Origin of the sequence: Chondromyces apiculatus DSM 436 (assembly GCF_000601485.1) — a bacterium.
Taxonomy (GTDB): Bacteria; Myxococcota_A; Polyangia; order Polyangiales; family Polyangiaceae; genus Chondromyces; species Chondromyces apiculatus.
This window is the reverse complement of the sequence record NZ_ASRX01000045.1, coordinates 39,211-58,675: the sequence shown is the minus strand read 5'-3', so window position 1 is coordinate 58,675 and position 19,465 is coordinate 39,211. Positions and strand designations below refer to the sequence as shown.

The window sequence follows — 19,465 nt, the reverse complement described above, 5'->3', positions numbered from 1 at the left end:
GCTCTGGAAGCGCGAATGTCGCGTCCGCATGGCGCTTCCTCGTCGCTTTCGCAAATCGACAAGCGGGTCAGTCCGGAATAAATCAGTATGAGGAACGACAAGATGACTGCCCCGCCCCGTCACCCCGTGACCGCTGATCAGATCCGGTCCGGAGACCCTTACGAGATCTCCGGAGGTCGTCTCATCGAGGTCCTCCCCACGGGCCGGCGCGGCAGCCGCGGCAACCTGATGGGCGGCACGGTGCTCGACAGCGATCCCGCCGTGGAGTCCGCCGGGGTGGACACCGGCTTCTCCCCGCGCCCCGACCTGCTCCGCGCTCCCGACGTGTCGATCGGCAACGTCTCCAGCGACCCCGGCTGGGCCACCGAGGCACCGTCCCTCGCCGTGGAGTACGCCGACCGCGGGCAGGACGAGGCCGACCTCCAGCAGAAGATCCTGGAGCTGCTCGACGCCGGTACCCGCTGGGTCTGGGTGGTCCGCCTTCATGGCAAGCGGCGTGTCGAGGTGTACGAGCCCGCCGCGTCGGAGCCCTCCGGTGCCCGGCGCATCGTGCGGCCCGCGCGCGTGCTCCACCCCGGCGAGCAGCTCGTGGCGCCCGGCGTGCTCCGGAACCCGGTGCCCGTGGAGGCGCTCTACGACCGGGAAGCCGCGCACGAGATCACCCTGCGCAACCTGCTCCAGCGCCGGGGCTACGAGAGCCTGGAAGCGGTGCAGGCCCAGGCGATGGCCAAGGGCCTTGAGCAGGGCCGCGCCGAGAGCCTGCGCGCTGCGCTGGTGGACCTCTACGAAGCCTACGGCCTCGTGCTCTCCGCCGAGCAGGAAGCCGCCGTGCAGGCCATGGACATCGGTGAGCTGGAAGCCCTGCGCGCTGCACTGAAGCGCGAGCGCCGGTGGCCCGGGCCGCGCTGAGCCGTTCTGGCGGGCCGAAACGAGAGGCCCAGGAGCCTCCAGCAGGAGGCAGGGAGGGCTCCTGAAGGAGGCCGGGGGACCTCCGGCAGGAGACAACGGGGCGTCGTCGAGGAGGGGCCGGAGCCTCCAGCGAGAGTGATGGAGGGCTCCTGGAGGAGGCCCGGGAGCCTCCAGCCGAGCGAGGGCAGTGTCCTGGCGGAGACCGGGAAACCTCTCGCAGGAGATCGACCCCTCTCCTGCAGGAAAGCCGAGAACCTCCAACCGGAGGCCCGGGAGCCTCGTGCCGGAGACACCCGAGTGACTCGTCGAGGAGGTCTACCCCTCTCTCCGAGAGGCTCCGAGGCTTCCTGCTGGAGACCCGAGGGTGTCGCGATGGAGACCGTGGAGGCTCCTGGAGGAAACTCCGGACCCACCACGAGGAACCAGGGAACTCACTCGGAGAGACCCGAGACCCTCCAGCGAGAGGCGGAGCACCCTCCAGCAGGAGCCTCCAGCGCTTCCTATTGGACGTGACGAGGGCTCCTTGCAGAGGCGCTGGTTCCTCCTACGAGACAGGCTGAAAGGGGGCGCTGAGGAGGCCTTCGAGTCTCCTGCAGGAAGCCGGCGAGGCTCGAACGAGGAGACCTCCTTCAGGGAAGCCCTCCGTCGCCGCAAGGCGTGGAGCTGCGGGTCAGCGCCCCGAGGGCACCCCGACAGCGTCCGTCACACCCATCCGCCAAACGCCTTCAGCGCCGGGGTAGGGTTCCAGTACTCCCGGTAGTGCACGATCTTTCCTGCGCGCGTCCGCAGCACCATCACGTAGTCCTGCTCGTAAGGGCGCCCCGTGGCGATGAGCCGCGCCGATCCGTGCACCTCGGCCACGACCGTGTCGGGGTCCTGCAGCAGGTGGCGCGTGACCTGGGACAGGGTGAGGCCGTCGAAGTTCTTCAGGGCCTCGACGAAGTAGCTCCGGATGGCGGCCTTGCCCACCATCCGGCCGGTCACGCCGAGAGCGGGGGCATAGGGGAACTCGACGACGGCATCGTCCGCGAACAGGGCGAGCCAGCGCTCGGTGTCGGTGGCAATGAACGCGAGGTGATCGTCGAGCACGGCGGCTGCCGTGCGGGAAGCTTGGGGGGTCTCCATGAGCAACGTCTCCTGGCTGCGAGGTGAAGGCAGCATGCCGCGCAGCCGCGGAACCCTCCATGTGCGGGCGTCCAGGAGTCCTGCTCCGGCGTCCAGCCGGGTGACTCAGGCAGCGTGGGACACGGCTGGGCGCGGTGACTCAGGCAGCGTGGGACACGGCGGGCTGTACGCCAGGCTCGCCGCGGCTCTCGCGGGTGAGGCGCGCTCTGTGCGTGGCGACGAGGCGCTCCAGAGCGATGGCGGCGGCGCGCTCTTCTTTGAGCTGACGGATCTCGGCGGCGGCGCGGCGGGCGCGGTCGCGCATGGCGTCGTCGGCGAGCAGGGTGCGCAGCTCGGCGCGGATGGTGTCGGGGGTGGCCTTGGAGAGCGGGAGGTGGCGACCGAGGCCAGCGCCCTCGACGAGCACGGCGTTGAGAGGCTGATCGCCGAAGAGCGGGATGACCAGCATCGGGAGGCCGTGGAGGAGGGCGCGGCCCACCGTGCCCCAGCCGCCGTGGGTGATCAGCGCCCGGGCCTCGGGGAACACCAGGTCGTGGGGGACGTACTGCTCGATGCGGATGGTGGGGCGGAGGCCCGCCGGGATGTCCTCGGCGCTCGCGGCGGTGGCGAGGACGGGGACGTCGAGGGGGGCCATGGCTTCGAGCACGCGCCGGAACAGGCCGCCATCCCTGCCGGTGGTGGTGGTGCTGACGACGACGGTGCCAGGGGCGAGGTGCGGCGTGTCCGTGTGCGGGGCGGCGGGCTTGTTGAAGGTGGTCGGGCCGATGAAGACCTGGCGGTCGCGCAGGGGCACCTGGCCGGCGAAGCCGCGGTGGGCGGTGACGAGGTGGAGCATGGGGACACCATGGCCTGCGCCATGGCGGAGACGCGCTCGCGGTAGGGGGGAAGGCCGAGGGCCTCGCGGTCGGCGCGGACGGGGAGGAACTTGTCCATGAGCGCGTGGGCCAGCGCGGGGATGCGGGCGACGTGCTTGAAGGGGGGGACGAGGCCGAAGAGAAGGGGAAGCTCGTCGCGGGTGAGGGAGGTGCCCATGTTGCCGGCGCTCGCGAAGGGGATGCCGGCGCGCTCGGCGGCCCAGCCGGCGCCGTACTCGAAGAAGTCGTGGACCACGCAGTCCACCTTCTCGCGGCGCAGGATGGGCTCGACCTCGCGGGCGAGCGGCGCGCCGTTGCCCCGGAGCATGCCGCTGGCGACCGCGATGCCGAGGGGGACCTTCGGGAACCACGACGGCGGCTCCACCCTCCGCAGGGCGGCGATGCGGTCGTGCATGTCGAGGTACTCGGTGTAGGGGATGTGCTCGGCGCCGGCGCGCTTCACCTCGTCGGCAGCGCTGGACCTCGCGAGGAACAGCACCCGGTGGCCGCGGGAGGAGAGCTGCTGCGCGATGTCGAGGACGCGCAGGAAGTGTCCCGTCGCGCTCGAGCTGGTCAACAGGAAGGTGAAGGAGCGGGGTGAAGCGTCGGGCATCGAGGTCATGCGCGTCCTGCTCGGCTCTGGGGTTCGGAGCGTTCGCGCGGAGAGCCCCCGTCGCGCGACGCAGCTTGAAACAGGGCCTGAGGTGTAGCCCGGGCGGCGGGCATCGCAACTGGAAGTTGCAGTGTCGACGCCGGGGTGATGCGGTGAGTCTTCGCGCCAGGTGTGCGATGCCGTGGGCAGCGCGCCGAGGATCAGAGAGGCGGCTGAAGAGGCGCCGCCTCCCTCTCTGTGGAGCGGCTCAGGGCGTGCAGCCGTGGCCGTTGCCGCCGTGGCCGTTGCCGCCGTCGTAGCCGCCGCCGCCGTAGCCGCCGCCGTAGCCGTTGCCACCGTGGCCGTTGCCGTCGTAGCCGCCGGGGTAGTGCTCCGCGGCCATGGGATCGGCGGCCCAGGAGGCTGCCGCGTGCTGTCCGCACACCTCCATGGAGGTGCCGCCCATGGTGCAGACGATGAACTCGGCGTCGATGCGGTGGCGCAGCATCGCCCAGCGCATCCCGGTCACCTCACCGCGGAGCATGTCGTCGTGCACGTGCGGGAGCATGTGGGTGTCGATGAGGTCGAGCATGGCGAGGTGGAGGGCGATCTGGCCGTCGAGGTACGCGTGCGCGTAGGTGCTGCCCGAGGTCGCGCCCACGCCGGTGAACAGGAGCTCGGCGTCGTCCATGAACTCGTGGCAGTGGGCGCTGCCGGCCGGGGTCACACCGATCTGGGTGAACAGCGCGTCGTACCGCGCGGCGGCGCCGGTGTAGTAGTGGATCATCCGCCCGGAGAAGCCGAGCACCTCGCCCCCTCCGACGAGGTTCTGTGCCGTCTGGCAGTGCCCCAGCTCCGCGGCGGCGAAGGTATCCATGAGCCAGGCGATCTCGTGATCGGAGCCGAAGAAGGTGGTGCCAGGTCCACCTGTGCCTCCGCCTTCGGTGTGCCCGCCGGAGTCTGCTCCGGCGCCCTCGACGAGGCTCTCGTCGGAGCCCACCTGGTCGGCTCCTCCGAGATCGTCGTTGCTGCCGACGCACGCCGTCGAGGCGCACAGGCCGACGGCGGCGGTGAAGGCGAGAGACGCGTGTCGAACTGCTGAAGCGAGACGTGACATGACTTCCTCCCCTGCTCCGCAGGCGCTCTGTTCGGCGGCTCCTGAACGGGCCGTGGTGTGCAGAGCGCCTCGTTCTTCGCGCCAGCGCGACGGTTTCCCTGACGCGCTGGCGCGCTGCAGGGAAGAGCAACCCGCGCTCCACGCGAAGAAGCACCAGGGTTGCACGCACGCCCGCTGCCTCTGAACGAGGGACGTGCGGCGCGTCGCGGCGCCGTTCGCGCCTGTGAAGCAGCTATCCGAGCACGCAGGCGGGTGAAGCGCGGCGCTGGTCTGGATTTCTCCACTGCGTCGAGCGTCTCTCCTGGATCGAAGGAATCTTCTGCGGAGGTTGCGCTGTCGTGGGCGGCGTCGAGATCCGAACGTGGAGCGCGTGACGCTCGCCGCTGGCGGCAGACGCGGGGAGCGGATACCGGAGCATCAGAAACAGGTTCTTTCCAGGTCCCGGATCTCTGGAAGAGAAGGAAGGTATCCCGATGAAGAAGGCTCATGCTCTCGTCGCGCTGCTCGCGCTGGCCCCGGTGGTGGCTCCCGGAGAGGAGGTCGCGGAGGCGGCTTCCAGCGGCGCCCTCGCCGCGTCTCGCTGCTCGCAGAGCGCGCTCAAGGTCACCTGCGCGAGGCAGACGCTCTACGTCACCACGGCGCCCGCGATCCAGCGCAAGGTCCACTACCAGACGCCGCTCGGCACCCCGCCTGCCGGGGGGTGGCCGGTGGTGTTCATGTTCCAGGGCTCGCTGTTCTCCTCGGAGCTGAGCTTCGACGCCTCGCGGCTCCATCCCTTCGGCGCGTACTACCAGACGCTCACCCTGAAGAAGCTGCTCGACGCCGGGTACGCCGTGGTCGCACCGGAGGCGCACCTCGGGGGCAACACGTTCTGGGACACGAACGTGCCGCCCTGGAGCGTGGCCTGGTCGGGGTCGCCGGACGACCGGTTCATGCTCGCCATCTTCGACGCCATCGAGGCGGGCACGTTCGGGCAGCTCGATCCGGACCGGCTCTACGCCACGGGGATCTCGAGCGGCGGGTACATGACGAGCCGGATGGCGGTGAGCTATCCCGGGCGCTTCAAGGCGCTCGCGATCCAGTCGGCCTCGTACGCGACCTGCTCGGGGCCGCTGTGCGCAGTGCCCCAGACCTTGCCGGCGGACCATCCGCCGACGCTCTTCCTGCACGGCGCGATCGACGCGACAGTGCCGATCTGGACGATGTACCCGTACCGCGACGCGCTCGAAGACGCGGGCCACGTGGTCTCGACCGTGGTGCACACCACGGCAGGGCACGAGTGGATCCCCGAGGCGCCCGACGCGGTGGTCGCGTGGTTCGACGCCTCACCGTGAAGGAGAGGCCGGTGCACGGGATCGCGCGCGGCGCGCCCTGAACCCCTCGCGAACTCTGCGTCATGCGCGCGGCGCGTGGTAGCGTGCGCGCATGGCGGGTGACGTCCTCGCGTTCACGTCCGAGGCAGGTGTCTCGGTGCTCGTCCAGAAGGAGATCGCGTCGGACGAGGCCTGGAACGCGTACCTGGCCTTCTCCATGCGCGTTCACCAGGGCACGCCGCGGGCGCGGAGCCTGGTGGTGAGCGGGGGGGCGACGCCCACCGTCGCGCAGCGGGGGCGCATGGCCGAGGTCCTGAAGGCGCTGGGGCCTGGCGCGCACAAGCTCGCGCTGGTCACGGACGCCACGTTCCCGCGCGGGGTGATGGTGGGGATGCAGGCGATGGAGTTCGGCGCCGCGAGCTGGGTGGTGCGGGCGTTCGGGAGCGCGGAGATGGGCGAGGCGCTCACGTTCCTGGACGTCCCTGTGGGGCAGCAGCCGGACGTGGAGCGGGCCGTGGCGACGCTGGTGAAGCAGCTCTGGGGGTGAGCGGCGAGATCCCTGGCGCGCCCCTGCGGGAGAAAGGGGTGGGCGAGCTGCGCGAGGTAGCCGCGGGGCCAGGGCTCGGTGAGGCCGAGCGGGTAGGTCTCCGGGTCCTCGGGGCAGTGGTAGGTGCCGAAGATGCGGTCGAGGTAGGGGGCGAGGTTCGCGAAGTTGTGCGCGGTGCGCTCGACCCGGGCGTGGTGCCAGTGGTGAAGCTCGGGGGCGCCCAGGATCCAGCGCAGCGGACCGAGGGGGAGGCGCACGTTGGCATGGATGAAGATCGCCCAGAGGCTGCGCAGGACCACCAGCGCGCCCATGGCCTCGAAGGGGAGGCCGAGGACGACGCCCGGCAGGTTGAGGCAGAGCTGGGTGAGGAAGCCGTCGAGGGGGTGCTCGCGGTGGGCGGCGAGCCAGTCGAGGTGCTCGACGCTGTGGTGCACGGCGTGGAAGCGCCAGAGCAGGTCGACGCGGTGGCAGGCGCGGTGGAACCAGTAGACGACGAGGTCGCCGAGGACGAGCGCGGCGAGGGCCTGGAGCGCGAGGGGCCAGGCGTCGACGGAGGCGCGGAGCCGGGCGAGGGCCTGGAGGTCGAGGGCGCCGGCGACGGTGGTGAGGGCGGCGGTGACGAGGGCCGCGAAGACGAGGCGCTGACCGAGGAAGAAGCAGAGGTCGACAGCAATGGCGGGGCGGCGCAGGCGCTGGCCGGGACGGGCCGGGAAGGCACGTTCGAGGGGCACGAAGACGAGCGCGAGCACGGCGAGGCTGGTGAGCGTGGCCCACGCGAGGTGCGCGGCGGAGGTCACGGCGTGCCCTGAGGGCGGGTGACGGTGACCGCGGGCTCGGAGGTGGGCCTGGTGCCGGCGGTGCCGAAGCCGGGATCCGGCACGGGGAAGACGCCGGACTTGGAGCCGGGGAAGAAGCTTGGAGGCGGTGGCGTCTGGGAGGCAGCGGGCTGGGCGGGCTGCGCGCCGGGGAGCTGCGCGCCCGAGGGCTGCTGGGCGGCGTTCGCGGGGGACGGCGCGGGGAGGATGGGATCGGCAGGGGTAGGTGAGGGGGCAGGGGATGCGCTCCTCGGCTCGGGATCCGCGGTGGTGGTACTGGTGCATCCGCCGAGGCCGGCCTGGGCGACGAGGAGCCCGGCCGTGCCGAGCGAGAGGATCAGGGCGCCGATGCGGGCGAGGACGTGCGGCGTGGTGCTGGGGGATGGGGAGCGCTGCTCGGGATCCATGAAAAGCCTCCGGGGCGGGGGTCGGCGCGTCGAGGGTAGGGCACCGGCGGACCGCGGAGGGGTGAGACGCACGGGGTGGGCCGATCGGGTGATGGGCCACGTCGAATCTGGGCAGAAGAGGGCCAGGTTCCGGCAGGGCTCAGGAGAGCTGGAACCTGGCGCGCCAGGTTTTGATGCTCTGGCGCGGGTCGTCGAGGCGGAAGGCGAGCTTCAGGGTGCCCTTGGGGAGGAGGTGCTGCGGTTGGCCTCGTCGTTGATGCGCGCCGGGTCGATGCCGTCGCCCACGCGGCCCCAGAAGCCGTGGCGCAGGCCGAAGGCGCCCTCGGCGACCAGATGGAAGAGGTCGTGGGGGAGAAAGTGCCCGGCGCTCGGGAAGGTCCAGGAGACCTCACTCCCGTCGCCGCGGTGGACGTAGATGCGGTCGTGCTGGCCCTGCACGCGCACGAACGAGGCTTCGAGGAGGGCCGTCATGGGGAGGGGCTTCCCTGGCGCGGAAGCCGGCGGGTATTTGCATCCCAACTCACCTGCCGGACAAGTCGGAATTCCGCTCCCCCCGTCTCGCCTGCTTGCTGCCCCCTTTTTCCCAGGGACACCGACCGTGGTATCTAGCCACGACCTTTCCCTTGCCCCGCATCCTAGGAGAGCTGCTCGATGGCCTTGCGCATCTTCAACACCGCCACCCGACAGCAGGAGCTGTTCGTCACCGCCCAGCCCAAGGTGGTGCGCATGTACGTCTGCGGCTTGACCGTGTACGCGCCGATGCACATCGGTCACGCCCGCACCTACTGCTTCTGGGACACGTTCCGGCGGTGGATGGAGTACCGCGGCTACCACGTGATCGGGGTCATCAACTACACGGACATCGACGACCGGATCATCGCCGGGGGTGAGGGGGGCCTCGGGTGCGTGGATCTCGCAGAGCGGATGATCGCCGGATTCCGGCGCGACTGCCGGGCGCTGTGCATCAAGGACTATGCGGCGTACACGCGGGCCACGGACTTCATCGAGGAGCAGGTGTCCATGGTGGCGCGGCTCATCGAGAAGGGGCACGCCTACGTGCAGGATGGCGAGGTGTTCTACTCCGTGAGCTCGTTCCCGCGGTACGGCGAGCTGTCGCGGCGCGCGGTGGACGAGCTGGAGGTGGGCGCGAGCGGTCGGGTGGAGGAGGACGTGGCGCGCAAGCGGCACCCGGCGGACTTCACCCTGTGGAAGCCCTCGGAGCCCGGCAAGCCCGCGTGGTCGACGGGGCACGAAGCGTGGCCTTCGGGCCGGCCCGGGTGGCACATCGAGTGCTCGGCGATGAGCACGGCGCTGCTCGGCGAGCACTTCGACGTGCACGGGGGCGGCATCGACAACCTCTTCCCGCACCACGAGAACGAGGTGGCCCAGAGCGAGCCGCTCTGCGGGCACCCCTGGGTGCGCTACTGGCTGCACCCGGAGCACCTCGATCTGCGCGGGGTGAAGATGAGCAAGAGCCTGGGCAACGTGGTGGGGGTGCCGGACCTGCTCGCGCGCCACACCGCCGACGAGGTGCGGTGGTTCTACGCGACGCACCACTACCGGACGAAGCTGCCGTTCGGCTGGGATCTGCTGGAGCAGGCGGCCGCCGGGTACGCGCGGATCAAGCGGCTCGTGGACGTGCTCGCGGAGAAGCTCGTCACCGCCTCGTGCACGGGGGCGGCGCTGCCGCTCGGGGATTATTCGAGCCAGCGGGAGCCGGAGCACCGGGCGGCGCGGCTGCGGCACACGTTCACCTCGGGGGCCTTCGCGGAGCTGAGCGAGAAGTTCATCGAGAAGTTCGCGGCGGCGATGGACGACGACCTGAACGCGCCCGAGGCGATGGCGGCGATGTTCGACTACGTGAACAAGCTCTACGCGGCAGGCGTGGAGTCGCGCACAGACGCTGCCGACCTCCTGCCCGCCTACCGCTGCCTCACGGCGCACCTCGCGGTGTTCGGGGTGGAGGTGGCGCGCCCCGAGCTGTACCCGGAGCTGTGCGTGGACTACGCGGTGCCCCCGACGACCGCGGCCGCGGCCGGGCGAGGCGGCGACGGGGTGGTGGACAAACTGCTGACGATGCGGACCGAGGCGCGCAAGGCGAAGGACTTCGCCAAGGGCGACATGATCCGGAAGCTGCTCATCGAGGCGGGCGTCGAGGTGGAAGACTCGCCGCAGGGGACGCGCTGGTCGGCGAAGTAGCGGGGTCGCACCTTGATGCGCAGCGTCGCTACTTGATGCGCATGTGGAAGTTGAGCGATGGCCTGGAGTCGCCGAACCGCTCGATGAGGATGCTCCACTCGTTGTGGTCCGCTCCGGACGAGGAGCGGGCGATGCGCACCAGGTAGGCAGGGCCGAGCTTCGAGGTCACCTCGGATCCGAACTCGCTGGCTGCGCCCTCGAAGTCGCTCATGGTGGCCTCCTCCTCGCCCGGCGTGAGTCGATCGCCGTAGCCGGTGGTGTAACAGCCGACGCGCCTGTCGCTCTGCCACCGGTCGAAAGCCTCCTTGAGAGCTTCCAGGATCTCCTTCCGACAGGGCATGCGTCCTCCTCGGGGTCGTGGTTGTGCAGTGTCGCCCTTTGGACGAAGGGCAGCGCCGCTGGTTCTTTTCACCTCTCGTGCCAGCGACGATGTCACCGGGGACGGAGGGAAAAGGTCGAGGATAGCGGGTACGGCTGCCGATGGACTGCGCGGCGCAGACCCGCGGATGCGGGGGTCCATCGATGCCTCGCGGGGCGATGCTCTCCGGGCTGGGGGATCCTCGTCTGGTGGCATGATCGGCGACCTCCTGCGCAAACCATCCACGTTGCGCGCTGGATCTGTTGCGCGATGGATCTCTAGGGAACGCCGGCACCCTCGAACAGCACCGGGGCCGCGATGCGCGGCAGGCCCTCGGTGATGAACCCGCGGCAGGCGCGCTCGCCTTCCGGGACGATGCGTACCCCCATCCGCTGGTGCGAACCCGCGTCGCCAGCGGCGATGATCCCGCCGCTCAAGGTGACGCGCTCCACACCGCCGCGGATCTCCAGGCCACCGACGTCGACGCGGACCGCGCGGCCGTTGTCGTGGATCAGGGCGTTGAGGAGGCGAATGCCGGCCGTCCTGGGAGCGCCTGGCGCATGCCCCGGGAGCACCACGTCGCGCACGAGGATGCCCTGGGCGCCGTTGCCGGTGACGACCGCGCCGTCGAGGGTGATCGCTTCCCCGGCCTCGATGAGGATGCCGGTGCCGCGGTTGTCGCGCGCGAGCACGTCGGTGAGGGTGATGTCGCGGGGGACCTCGGGGTAGGCGCTGCCGATGACGACGCCGGTGCCGCCCTCGTCGCCGTTGTCCGAGAACGAGCCGCCGAGGACGCGGATGCGGGTGGCCGGGCCGTGCGCCTGTGCGGCCGGGTAGTAGGCGCCATACGCGGTGGCGGGCAGGCCAGGGACGCGGACTGGTGGGGCGCCGTTGACGCCGATGAGCAACCCTGCGCCGCGGTTGTGGTGGGCGTGGTGGTCGATGACCGTGATGTCGTGCGCGTCGGAGATGGAGAGGCCCGGAGGCGGGGCGTTGATGGGTGGGGTGTTCCAGGCGTGGAGGGTCTCGGAGCTGCGGACGGTGAGGTGGTGGGTGCCGCTCGCGAGGTAGATGCCTGCCTTGCTCACGCCATCGACGTGGAGGTGCTCGAGCAGGCCGCTCGTGCCCTGCGAGGTGGCGAGGCCCGACATCTTGAGGCCGCGCGCGACCTGGGCGCGGGCGTCCATGCGGATGCGGATGTCGTCGACGTGAACGTCGGGGCAGTGGTTGAGCTGGATGGCGCTCGCGTCGCTGAGGCCATGGCCGCCGGTGACCTCGATGGTGAGGTGGCGGAGGGTGAGGCCCTGGACGGGCTGGAGGGGCGCGCGGTCGCCCTTGTTGACCAGGATGGCGAAGGTGTCGGCTTCGAGGACGATGCGGGAGGTGCCGTCGGGCGCCCCGTGGAAGGTGAGGCCGTCCACCTCGGGGCGGATGGGGACGTCGAGGAGCGGCTGCCCCGGGGCGCGGCGGACGACGTACGTGCCAGGGGGCAGGTAGACGCAGGGCTCAGGGTGGGCGCTGGCCGCGCGGATGGCGCGCTGGAGGGCGGGGGCATCACCCTCCGGGGCGCCACGTCCGGCGCCGAAGTCGCGGGCATCGAGGGGCGCGCGGCAGGGAGACTCGGGGGCGAGGGCGCCCGGGCGCGCGACGGCAGGGCGCTCCGGAGGTGGGTGGGGCGTCGTGGTGGGGCGTGCCTCCGGGGAGACGGCGCAGCCTGCAGCGAGGTGGAGGGCCGTGGCGAGGTGGAGGGCCGTGGCGAGCGCGCACGACCCCGCGGCACGGTGATGCCGGAGCGGCAACGGGACGCGGCTGGGCGCGTGGGGCGTCAGGGTGGCGCGGCGAGGCGCGTGGGGCGTCAGGGTGGCGCGGCGGGGCGCGTGGGGCGTCAGGGTGCAGGGGAGGGGAGGCCTTGCCACGAGCGGTCCGGGGAGGGAGGCACTGTAGCGCTGCGCCGCGGGGGGCGGAGGTCCGATGCGACGCGGCAAAGCTGGGACCGGTGGTCGTCCACGATGCCCCGGGCGGGGGGCGCGCGGCTGTCCGGAGGACATCGGCGTGCTGACCCGGGACGGGCGAGGCTGCGCGAGGTAGAGTGAGGCGTGAGTTCCGAAACGCCGACCGAGACGACACAGGAGACCAGTTACCTGGACGCCATCTTCGCCGCCCTGCGCAGCGCCGGGCAGAAGCTCGACGCCACGAGGACCTGGCTGGCGAGCGCGGAGGCCGCAGGGACGCCAGGCTGGCGCCTCCAGGCGCTGTCCGCCGCACGCAACGCCCACGGCGAAGCGCGCGCGTACGTTGCAGATCTGGAGGCGCGCCTCGGGCGGCTCGGGTCCGGGCCCGAGCTGCCGCCCCCCCTCGACGTGCTGCCCGCGCGGCTGGACGCCATCCGCACGGACCTGAAGGCCACCGACGAGCGCCTGCTGCGGGTGGCCGCCGACGCGGCCTCGCAGCCCGTCGGGCAAGCCTGATCGACGCGCTCAGCCGCCGGCAAAGCCCAGGCGGCTGGTGGCGGTGGCGCGCACGGCGTCACCGAAGCGACGCACCTCTTCCAGCCGCTGCTCGTGAAGAGGACCCTCCAGCACCCCCGCGACGTTCTCGCGCAGCTCGGCGAGCGAGCCCGCCCCGCAGAGGGTCGTGTCCACCGCCGGGTGGCCGAGCGCGAAGCGGTAGCACTCCGGCGCCGTCATGGGACCCAGCCCGTCCTTCGGCTTGAGCAGGCCGCCCCAGCGCGTGGCGGTGTAGGAGAGGATGGCGGGGCGCTGCGCGCCGAGGGTCGCGAAGATCTCGCGCTCGGCGCCGCGGTGGGCGGCGTTGTAGCGGCACATCAGGACGTCGAGGGGGTACTCGTCGAGGAGGGCGCGGGCGAGGGGCCGATCGTGCGCGCTGATGCCGAGCGCGCGGACCTTCCCCTGCTCCTTGAGGCGCTGCATGGCAGGCCAGGTGCGGCCGCCGATGTGCCAGCGTCCGCGCACCCAGCCGAGGAGGAAGACGTCGATGACGTCGACGTCGAGGGCCTTCACGCACGCCTTCCACGCGGCCTCGGTGCGGAAGCCGAAGGGGACGCTGGGGGTGGTGGCGAGGACGATGCGGTCGCGGTGCCCGGCGCGGATGAGGCGGCGGATGCCCTCGATGCCGGGAGCCATGCGGGGCGTGACGAAGAAGAGGTTGATGCCGTGGTCGTGGAAGGCGCGCTCCACGCCGTCGGCGTCGATGCCGTAGTTGCAGGCGAGCCCCAGCGGGGTGGCGTGGAGGCCGGTGGAACCGAAGGGGCGAGGGGTGAGCCGGGGAGCTTCGGGCATGCGGGTGGGACGAGAATAGGAGGGGCGGGAGAGCGGCGGAAGAGGCCTCAGGCCACCCTGCCGAGCAGCTCCTTCAGCACCTTCCCGGTCGCCGTCTTCTTTTTCGCGACCTCCCGCGGTGTCCCCTCGGCCACGAGCTGCCCGCCCCCCGACCCTCCCTCCGGCCCCAGCTCCACGATGTGGTCGGCGCGCGCGATCACGGCCGGGTGGTGCTCGACCACGACCAGCGTGTCGCCGCGATCGACGAGACGGTCCAGCACGTCGAGCAGGCGCGCCACGTCGGCAAGGTGGAGGCCCGTCGTGGGCTCGTCGAGCACGTAGAGGGTGGGCTTGGGGCGGATGCCGGCGGTCAGCTCGGTGGCAAGCTTGAGGCGCTGCGCCTCGCCGCCAGACAGGGTGTGGCTGCCCTGGCCGAGGTGGAGGTACCCGACGCCGAGATCGCACATGGTCGCGAGCGGAGCGCGGATCTTCATGTGGTTCGCGAACAGCTCCACGGCCTCCTCGGCGCTCATGGCGAGGACGTCGCCGATGCTGCGGCCGTTGTAGTGGACGTCGAGGGTGGCCGGCTCGAAGCGGCCGCCGCGGCAGGCCTCGCAGACGGTGACGGCGTCGGGGAGGAAGGCCATCTCGTGGCTGATCACGCCCTGGCCTTCACAGGTGGGGCAGCGGCCTCCCTTGGCGGTGTTGAACGAGAAGCGTCCGGCGTCGTAGCCGCGCACCTGGGCGTCCGGGGTGGCGGCGAAGATGCGGCGGATCTCGTCCCAGATGCCGAGGAAGGTGGCGGGGACCGAGCGCGAGGTGCGGCCGATGGGCGACTGGTCGACGGCGAGGGCGCGGGTGAGGCCGCGGGGGATGCGCAGGGCCTCGTGGGGGCCGGGCTCGGGGGCTTCGAGGCCGAGGCCGCGGCGGATGGCCGGGTAGAGGACCTTCTGGACGAGGGTGCTCTTGCCGGAGCCGCTCACGCCGGCGACGACGGTCATCCGGCCGACGGGGATGTGGAGGCGGTCGACGCGCAGGTTGTGGGCGCGGGCGCCGGTGAGCTCGATGTGGGCGTCGGCCGGGGGGCGCGGCGGGCGCGCGGGAGAGGCGAGGGTGGCCTCGGCGGCGAGGGCGCGGCCGGTGGGGGAGGCAGGGGTGGCGAGGACCTCAGCGGGGGGGCCGGCGGCGACGATGCGGCCGCCGCTGCGGCCTCCGGAAGGACCGAGGTCGATGAGGTGATCGGCGGCGCGGATGGTGTCGGCGTCGTGCTCGACCATGAGGATGGTGCTGCCCGTGTCGGCGAGCTTGCGGAGGTTGCCGAGGAGGCGCTGGGTGTCGCGCGGGTGCAGGCCGATGGTGGGCTCGTCGAGCACGTAGAGGGCGCCGGTGAGGCCGCTGCCGAGCTGGGCGGCGAGGCGGAGGCGCTGCATCTCGCCGCCGGAGAGGGTACCCGCGGGGCGGTCGAGGGTGAGGTAGTCGAGGCCGACCTCGCTCACGAAGTCGAGGCGGCGGCACAGCTCCTTGTGCGGGGCCTCGGCGATGAGGGCGCGGTCGCCGGTGAACGTGAGGGTGCGGGCCCATGCGGCGGCGTCTTCCACGGAGTGCGCCGCCGCTTCGTGGTAGCGCTGGCCGGCGAGGCGGACGGCGCGGGGGATGGGGGCGAGGCGGGAGCCCTCGCACACCTCGCAGGGCTCGGGGGTCTCCAGGGCATCGTCGGCGTGACCGGAGACGCCCGTGCCTTCGCACGACTCGCAGCGGCCCTGCTTGGTGTTGAAGGAGAACCAGCGGGGGTCCAGCTCGGGGACGCTCTCGCCGCACCGCGGGCAGGAGCGGGAGGTGGAGTGGAGCTGGGTGTCGCCCTTGGCGTCGAGCACCTTCACCGCCCCCTTGCCGAAGCGGAGGGCGCTCTCGAAGAGGGGCCGGTCGAGATCGGCAAGGCGTCCCTCGTACATCACCAGGTCGATGGTGTGCTCCTTGCGCTTGTCGAGCTTGGGCGGGACGTCGGTCGAGCACGCCACGCCGTCGGCGATGGCGCGCTGGATGCCGGCGCGCGCAGCCGCGGTGAAGACGTCGAGGTAGGTGCCCTTGCGGGCGACGACGGCCGGCGCGAGGAGGGTGCGCTTGCCACGGAGGGCGCGGAGGCTGTCGTAGACCTCGTCGGGAGCGCGGCCCTGGATGGGGATGTCGCAGCGCGGGCAGTGGGCGTCGCCGACCTTGGCGTAGAGGAGGCGCAGGTAGTGGGCGATCTCGGTGACCGTGGCGACAGTGGAGTTGGCACCGGAGCGGGTGCTGCGCTGTTCGAGGGCAATCGACGGCGGGACACCGGCGACGCGGTCGACGTCAGGGCGCGGAAGGGTGGGAAGGAACTGGCGCGCGTAGGGCGTGAGGGTTTCCAGGAAGCGGCGCTGCCCCTCGGCGAAGACCACGTCGAACGCGAGGGTGCTCTTGCCGGAGCCGCTCGGGCCAGTGACCACCACGAGCTTGCCGTGGGGAATGGAGACCGAGACCTCGTGGAGGTTGTGCTCGCGAGCGCCGGTCACGGTGATCTCTCTGGCAGGGCTGGCAGGGCTGGCAGGGCTGGCAGGGCTGGCAGGGCTGGCAGGGCCAGGGCCCAAGAGGGGGCTCCGCCCCCTACGCTCCCGATGGTCGCTACCCTGCGGAGACGTCTCGCCAGCAGCAGGGTTGGTCTCCGTGGCACCGGAGACACGTCGTGCGCGCTTTGAGGTGCTCCCGTTGATGGTTGCGCTCTTCCTCTCGTCGCTCTGCTTCGCCTCTGGCGCTCTCTCGCGTTCTGCGGGGTAGCGACCATCGGGAGCGTAGGGGGCGGAGCCCCCTCTTGGGCCCTGGCCCTGCCAGAACCAGCGCGCCAAGGCCTTGCCGGTGCGGGTGTCGGTGCGGGCCACGTCCTCCGGGGTGCCCTCGGCGACGATCGCGCCGCCCTCGGTGCCCGCGCCGGGGCCGATGTCGAGGAGCCAGTCGGCGGCGCCGATCACGTCGAGGTCATGGTCGACGACGATCACGCTGGCGCCCGCCGTGACGAGCGCGCTCAGGGCGGCGTTGAGGCGCGCGACCTCGCTCGGGTGGAGGCCGGCGCTCGGCTCGTCGAGGAGGAACAGGGCGCCCACGCAGGCGTCGGCGAGGGCACGGGCCACCTTGAGGCGCTGCGCTTCACCGCCGGAGAGGGTGGAGAGGGGCTGGCCGAGGCCGAGGTAGCCGAGGCCGAGCTGCCGCAGGGGGCGGAGGGCGCGCTGGATGGCGCCGTCGCCCGCGAAGACCTCCAGGGCCTCGTCGATGGTCAGGGCGAGGACGTCGGCCACGGAGCGGCCGTCGAGCTTGACCTCCAGGACCACGTCCTGGAAGCGGCGGCCCTTGCAGCTCGGGCAGGTGACCGCCACGTCGGCGAGGAACTGCATCTCGATGGTCTCGCTGCCCTCGCCGGCGCACGCTTCGCATCGGCCCAGGGCGACGTTGAACGAGAAGTGGCTGGGGGTGAGCTTGCGCTCCACGGCGCCGGGGGCCTGGCCGAAGAGGGCGCGGATGCGGTTCCAGGCGCCGCTGTACGTGGCGGGGTTGCCGCGGGAGGTGCGGCCGAGGGGGGATTGATCGACGAGGGTGACGGCGCGGATCCCCGCGGTGTTCTCGACGCGGGTGTAGTCGCCCGGCGCATCGACGTCCTTGTAGCCGCGGGCGCGGGCGATGTGGCGGTAGAGGATCTCCTCGACCAGGGTGCTCTTGCCGGAGCCGCTCGGGCCGGTGACCGCGACGACGCAGCCGAGGGGGATGCGCGCGGTGATGTCGCGGAGGTTGTTGGCGCGCGCGCCGACGATGGTGACCGCCTCGCCGAAGGGGCGCCGCGCGGGGGCGGTCGCGGCCGGGGGCGGGAGGCGCGGGCGGTCCTCGGGCGAGCCGTCGTGGACCACGCGACCCCCCTTGCGGCCGGCCTCGGGGCCCAGCTCGACGACGCGGTCGCTGGCCTCGATGACGAGGGGCTCGTGCTCGATGACGAGCACCGCGTTGCCGCTGTCGGCGAGCTCGCGCATGCAGCCGAGGAGCGGGGGGATGTCGCTCGGGTGGAGGCCGACGGTGGGCTCGTCGAGGACGAAGAGGGCGCCCGTGAGGGACGTGCCGAGGGCGGCGGTGAGCGAGACGCGCTGGGCCTCGCCGCCGGAGAGGGTGCGGGCCTGGCGATCGAGGGTGAGGTAGCCGAGGCCGACCCGTTCGAGGTAGGCGAGCCGCGCCGCGAGCTCGCGGCGGGCCAGCTCGCCCTGGGTGGAGGTCGCGGTGAGCGCGTCGAGGCGGGCGCGGGCGTCACGCAGCTCGAGTGCGTGCCAGGTGGCCAGGTCGAGGCCCGAGACGCGGTAGAGGAGGGACTCGGGGGAGAGGCGCTTGCCCCCGCAGGTCTCGCACGGATCGTAGGCGCGGTAGCGGGCGAGGAGGACCCGCACGTGCATCTTGTACGTGCGCGTCTCCAGCCACTTGAACCACGCCCTCACGCCCGGGTACTTGCCGCCGTGCCAGGAGCCCTCGCCGTCGAGGACCTTGTCGCGCTGCTCCTGGGTCAGCTCGGACCAGGGGCGATCGAGGGGGATGCCCTGGCGCTCGCAGTACTTCTTGAGGACCTTGCGCTCCCAGGTGGTGGACTTGCCGGACCAGGGGCGGATGGCGCCGTTGTCGAGGGAGCGCTGCGGCTCGGGGATGACCTTGTTCCAGTCGATGCCGATGGTGCGGCCGAAGCCCCGGCACGCGGGGCAGGCGCCCGCGGGGCTCTGGTACGAGAACAGGCCGGGGCGCGGGGGCTCGAAGGTGCGGGCGCAGGAGGGGCAGGAGAGCCCGCGGACGACGGGGATGCGCGAGAGCCCGGTGCTGGTCGGCTCTGCGTGCGGCGCAGCCTTCGGTGCAGTCCTGGTGGCCTTGGCGGACTTCGCGGTCTTCGTCACGGCGACCGAGGCATCGTCGAACGCCGTCCTGGCCTTCCTGCCGCGCTTCTTCACCTCGCCGGCGGGTGACTCCGGGGTCGCGCTGGTGCTGGCTGGCGCGGTCTGTGCCGTGTGCGCGTCTTGCGCGTCTTGCGCGTCTTGCGCGTCTTGCGCGTCTTGCGTGGCCTGCGCGGGTTGCGTGGCCTCCGTCGTCCCCCCTGCGGTGCCCCTCACGAGGTGCAGCGCGGCGGTCCCTCCCCCGTGCCGCCAGGCTTCCTCGATCGCGGCGCCGAGGCGGCGGCGGTCACGTTCGCCGAGGCGCAGCCGATCGACGACGACGTCGACCGCGGTGCCCCCGGCCAGGGCCTCGGAGGGCGCGACCTCGTCGACGTCGCGGGCCTCGCCGCGCACCAGGACGCGGCGGTAACCGCTGGCAGCGAGCGACTCGCGCACGTCGAGGTAGGCCTCGGGGCTGAGCACGGGCACGCGGTAGGTGACGAGCGCCGGGGTGCCCTCGTGGGAGGTGGCGACGCGCTCCGCGGCGGCCACGGGGTTGGTGCGCTCCGCGGGGACCTGGCAGTCCGGGCACACCGGGATCGCCTCCCGCGCGAACAGCGCCGAGAGGTACGGCTCCAGGTCGGCCATGGTGGCCACCGTGGAGCGCGAGCTCTTCACGGGGGCGCGGCGATCGACGGCGACGCCGGCAGCGACCGGATCGAGCTTGTCGATGGGGGGACGTTCGAGGCGCTCCAGGAACTGGCGCGCGTAGGGGCTGAAGCTCTCGACGAAGCGGCGCTGTCCCTCGGCGTAGAGGGTATCGATCGCCAGGGAGGACTTGCCGGCGCCGGAGACGCCGGTGATGGCGCAGAGCTCGCCGGGGTGAAAATCGAGGTCGATGCCCTGGAGGTTGTGGGTGCGCGCGCCGCGAAGTCGGATGGGGTGCATAAGAGGAGTCGAGCGAGCTGCCGCGCCGTGGCCTTTGCCATGGTGGCGGGCGGGGGGTTGATTAGCGCCGTTCGGGCGAAAGATCGCGCC

Annotated in this window: 15 protein-coding genes; 5 read left to right on the top strand and 10 right to left on the bottom strand. The window is 72.0% G+C overall.

Annotated features, from left to right (window positions below):
- Nucleotides 1-102 precede the first annotated feature (102 nt).
- Nucleotides 103-909, top strand: coding sequence for a Uma2 family endonuclease (locus CAP_RS26260; protein ID WP_231511707.1), 807 nt, complete (start codon nt 103-105; stop codon nt 907-909).
- Nucleotides 910-1,611: 702 nt separating this feature from the next.
- On the opposite strand, the gene CAP_RS26255 is transcribed toward CAP_RS26260, so the two are convergent.
- Together CAP_RS26255 and CAP_RS26250 are read right to left on the bottom strand one after the other, a co-directional pair.
- On the bottom strand, nt 1,612-2,034 hold the full coding sequence (locus CAP_RS26255) for a nuclear transport factor 2 family protein (protein ID WP_044245890.1): 423 nt from the start codon (nt 2,032-2,034) through the stop codon (nt 1,612-1,614).
- A 139-nt stretch (nt 2,035-2,173) separates the two neighbouring features.
- Complete coding sequence (locus tag CAP_RS26250; RefSeq protein ID WP_044245888.1) at nt 2,174-2,869, bottom strand: glycosyltransferase; 696 nt, start codon at nt 2,867-2,869, stop codon at nt 2,174-2,176.
- Between the two features lie 96 nt (nt 2,870-2,965).
- Between CAP_RS26250 and CAP_RS26245 the strand changes: the two genes are divergently transcribed.
- Entirely contained in the window at nt 2,966-3,322 is a 357-nt protein-coding gene (locus CAP_RS26245) for a hypothetical protein (RefSeq protein ID WP_044245886.1), read from the top strand.
- A 426-nt stretch (nt 3,323-3,748) separates the two neighbouring features.
- On the opposite strand, the gene CAP_RS52575 is transcribed toward CAP_RS26245, so the two are convergent.
- Nucleotides 3,749-4,597, bottom strand: coding sequence for a hypothetical protein (locus CAP_RS52575; protein ID WP_044245883.1), 849 nt, complete (start codon nt 4,595-4,597; stop codon nt 3,749-3,751).
- A gap of 473 nt (nt 4,598-5,070) precedes the next feature.
- Between CAP_RS52575 and CAP_RS26230 the strand changes: the two genes are divergently transcribed.
- Nucleotides 5,071-5,931, top strand: coding sequence for an extracellular medium-chain-length polyhydroxyalkanoate depolymerase (locus CAP_RS26230; RefSeq protein WP_156041155.1), 861 nt, complete (start codon nt 5,071-5,073; stop codon nt 5,929-5,931).
- Nucleotides 5,932-6,135: 204 nt separating this feature from the next.
- Here the strand turns inward: CAP_RS26230 and CAP_RS26225 are convergent, their stop codons facing one another.
- The 3 genes from CAP_RS26225 to CAP_RS26215 all read right to left on the bottom strand — a co-directional run bounded on the left by CAP_RS26225 (nt 6,136) and on the right by CAP_RS26215 (nt 8,150).
- On the bottom strand, nt 6,136-7,254 hold the full coding sequence (locus CAP_RS26225; RefSeq protein ID WP_063748757.1) for a sterol desaturase family protein: 1,119 nt from the start codon (nt 7,252-7,254) through the stop codon (nt 6,136-6,138).
- Complete coding sequence (locus CAP_RS54020) at nt 7,251-7,679, bottom strand: hypothetical protein (protein WP_044245882.1); 429 nt, start codon at nt 7,677-7,679, stop codon at nt 7,251-7,253. The genes CAP_RS26225 and CAP_RS54020 overlap by 4 nt, the downstream gene beginning before the upstream one ends.
- A 210-nt stretch (nt 7,680-7,889) precedes the next feature.
- On the bottom strand, nt 7,890-8,150 hold the full coding sequence (locus tag CAP_RS26215) for a hypothetical protein (protein ID WP_044245881.1): 261 nt from the start codon (nt 8,148-8,150) through the stop codon (nt 7,890-7,892).
- Between the two features lie 180 nt (nt 8,151-8,330).
- Between CAP_RS26215 and cysS the strand changes: the two genes are divergently transcribed.
- Complete coding sequence (gene cysS / locus CAP_RS26210) at nt 8,331-9,878, top strand: cysteine--tRNA ligase (RefSeq protein ID WP_044245879.1); 1,548 nt, start codon at nt 8,331-8,333, stop codon at nt 9,876-9,878.
- Between the two features lie 28 nt (nt 9,879-9,906).
- On the opposite strand, the gene CAP_RS26205 is transcribed toward cysS, so the two are convergent.
- Complete coding sequence (locus CAP_RS26205) at nt 9,907-10,218, bottom strand: hypothetical protein (protein ID WP_044245877.1); 312 nt, start codon at nt 10,216-10,218, stop codon at nt 9,907-9,909.
- Between the two features lie 296 nt (nt 10,219-10,514).
- Nucleotides 10,515-12,152, bottom strand: coding sequence for a glycosyl hydrolase family 28-related protein (locus tag CAP_RS26200; protein WP_081865267.1), 1,638 nt, complete (start codon nt 12,150-12,152; stop codon nt 10,515-10,517).
- A 180-nt stretch (nt 12,153-12,332) separates the two neighbouring features.
- Between CAP_RS26200 and CAP_RS26195 the strand changes: the two genes are divergently transcribed.
- Nucleotides 12,333-12,704 carry a hypothetical protein gene (locus tag CAP_RS26195; protein ID WP_044245874.1) on the top strand — a complete coding sequence of 124 codons (372 nt, stop codon included), beginning with the start codon at nt 12,333-12,335 and terminating at the stop codon, nt 12,702-12,704.
- A 9-nt stretch (nt 12,705-12,713) separates the two neighbouring features.
- Here the strand turns inward: CAP_RS26195 and CAP_RS26190 are convergent, their stop codons facing one another.
- Together CAP_RS26190 and CAP_RS54015 are read right to left on the bottom strand one after the other, a co-directional pair.
- Nucleotides 12,714-13,535 (bottom strand): aldo/keto reductase, encoded by an 822-nt coding sequence (locus CAP_RS26190; RefSeq protein WP_052375961.1) that lies wholly within the window; start codon nt 13,533-13,535, stop codon nt 12,714-12,716.
- A gap of 47 nt (nt 13,536-13,582) precedes the next feature.
- Nucleotides 13,583-19,375 carry an excinuclease ABC subunit UvrA gene (locus CAP_RS54015; protein ID WP_231511706.1) on the bottom strand — a complete coding sequence of 1,931 codons (5,793 nt, stop codon included), beginning with the start codon at nt 19,373-19,375 and terminating at the stop codon, nt 13,583-13,585.
- Nucleotides 19,376-19,465 lie beyond the last annotated feature (90 nt).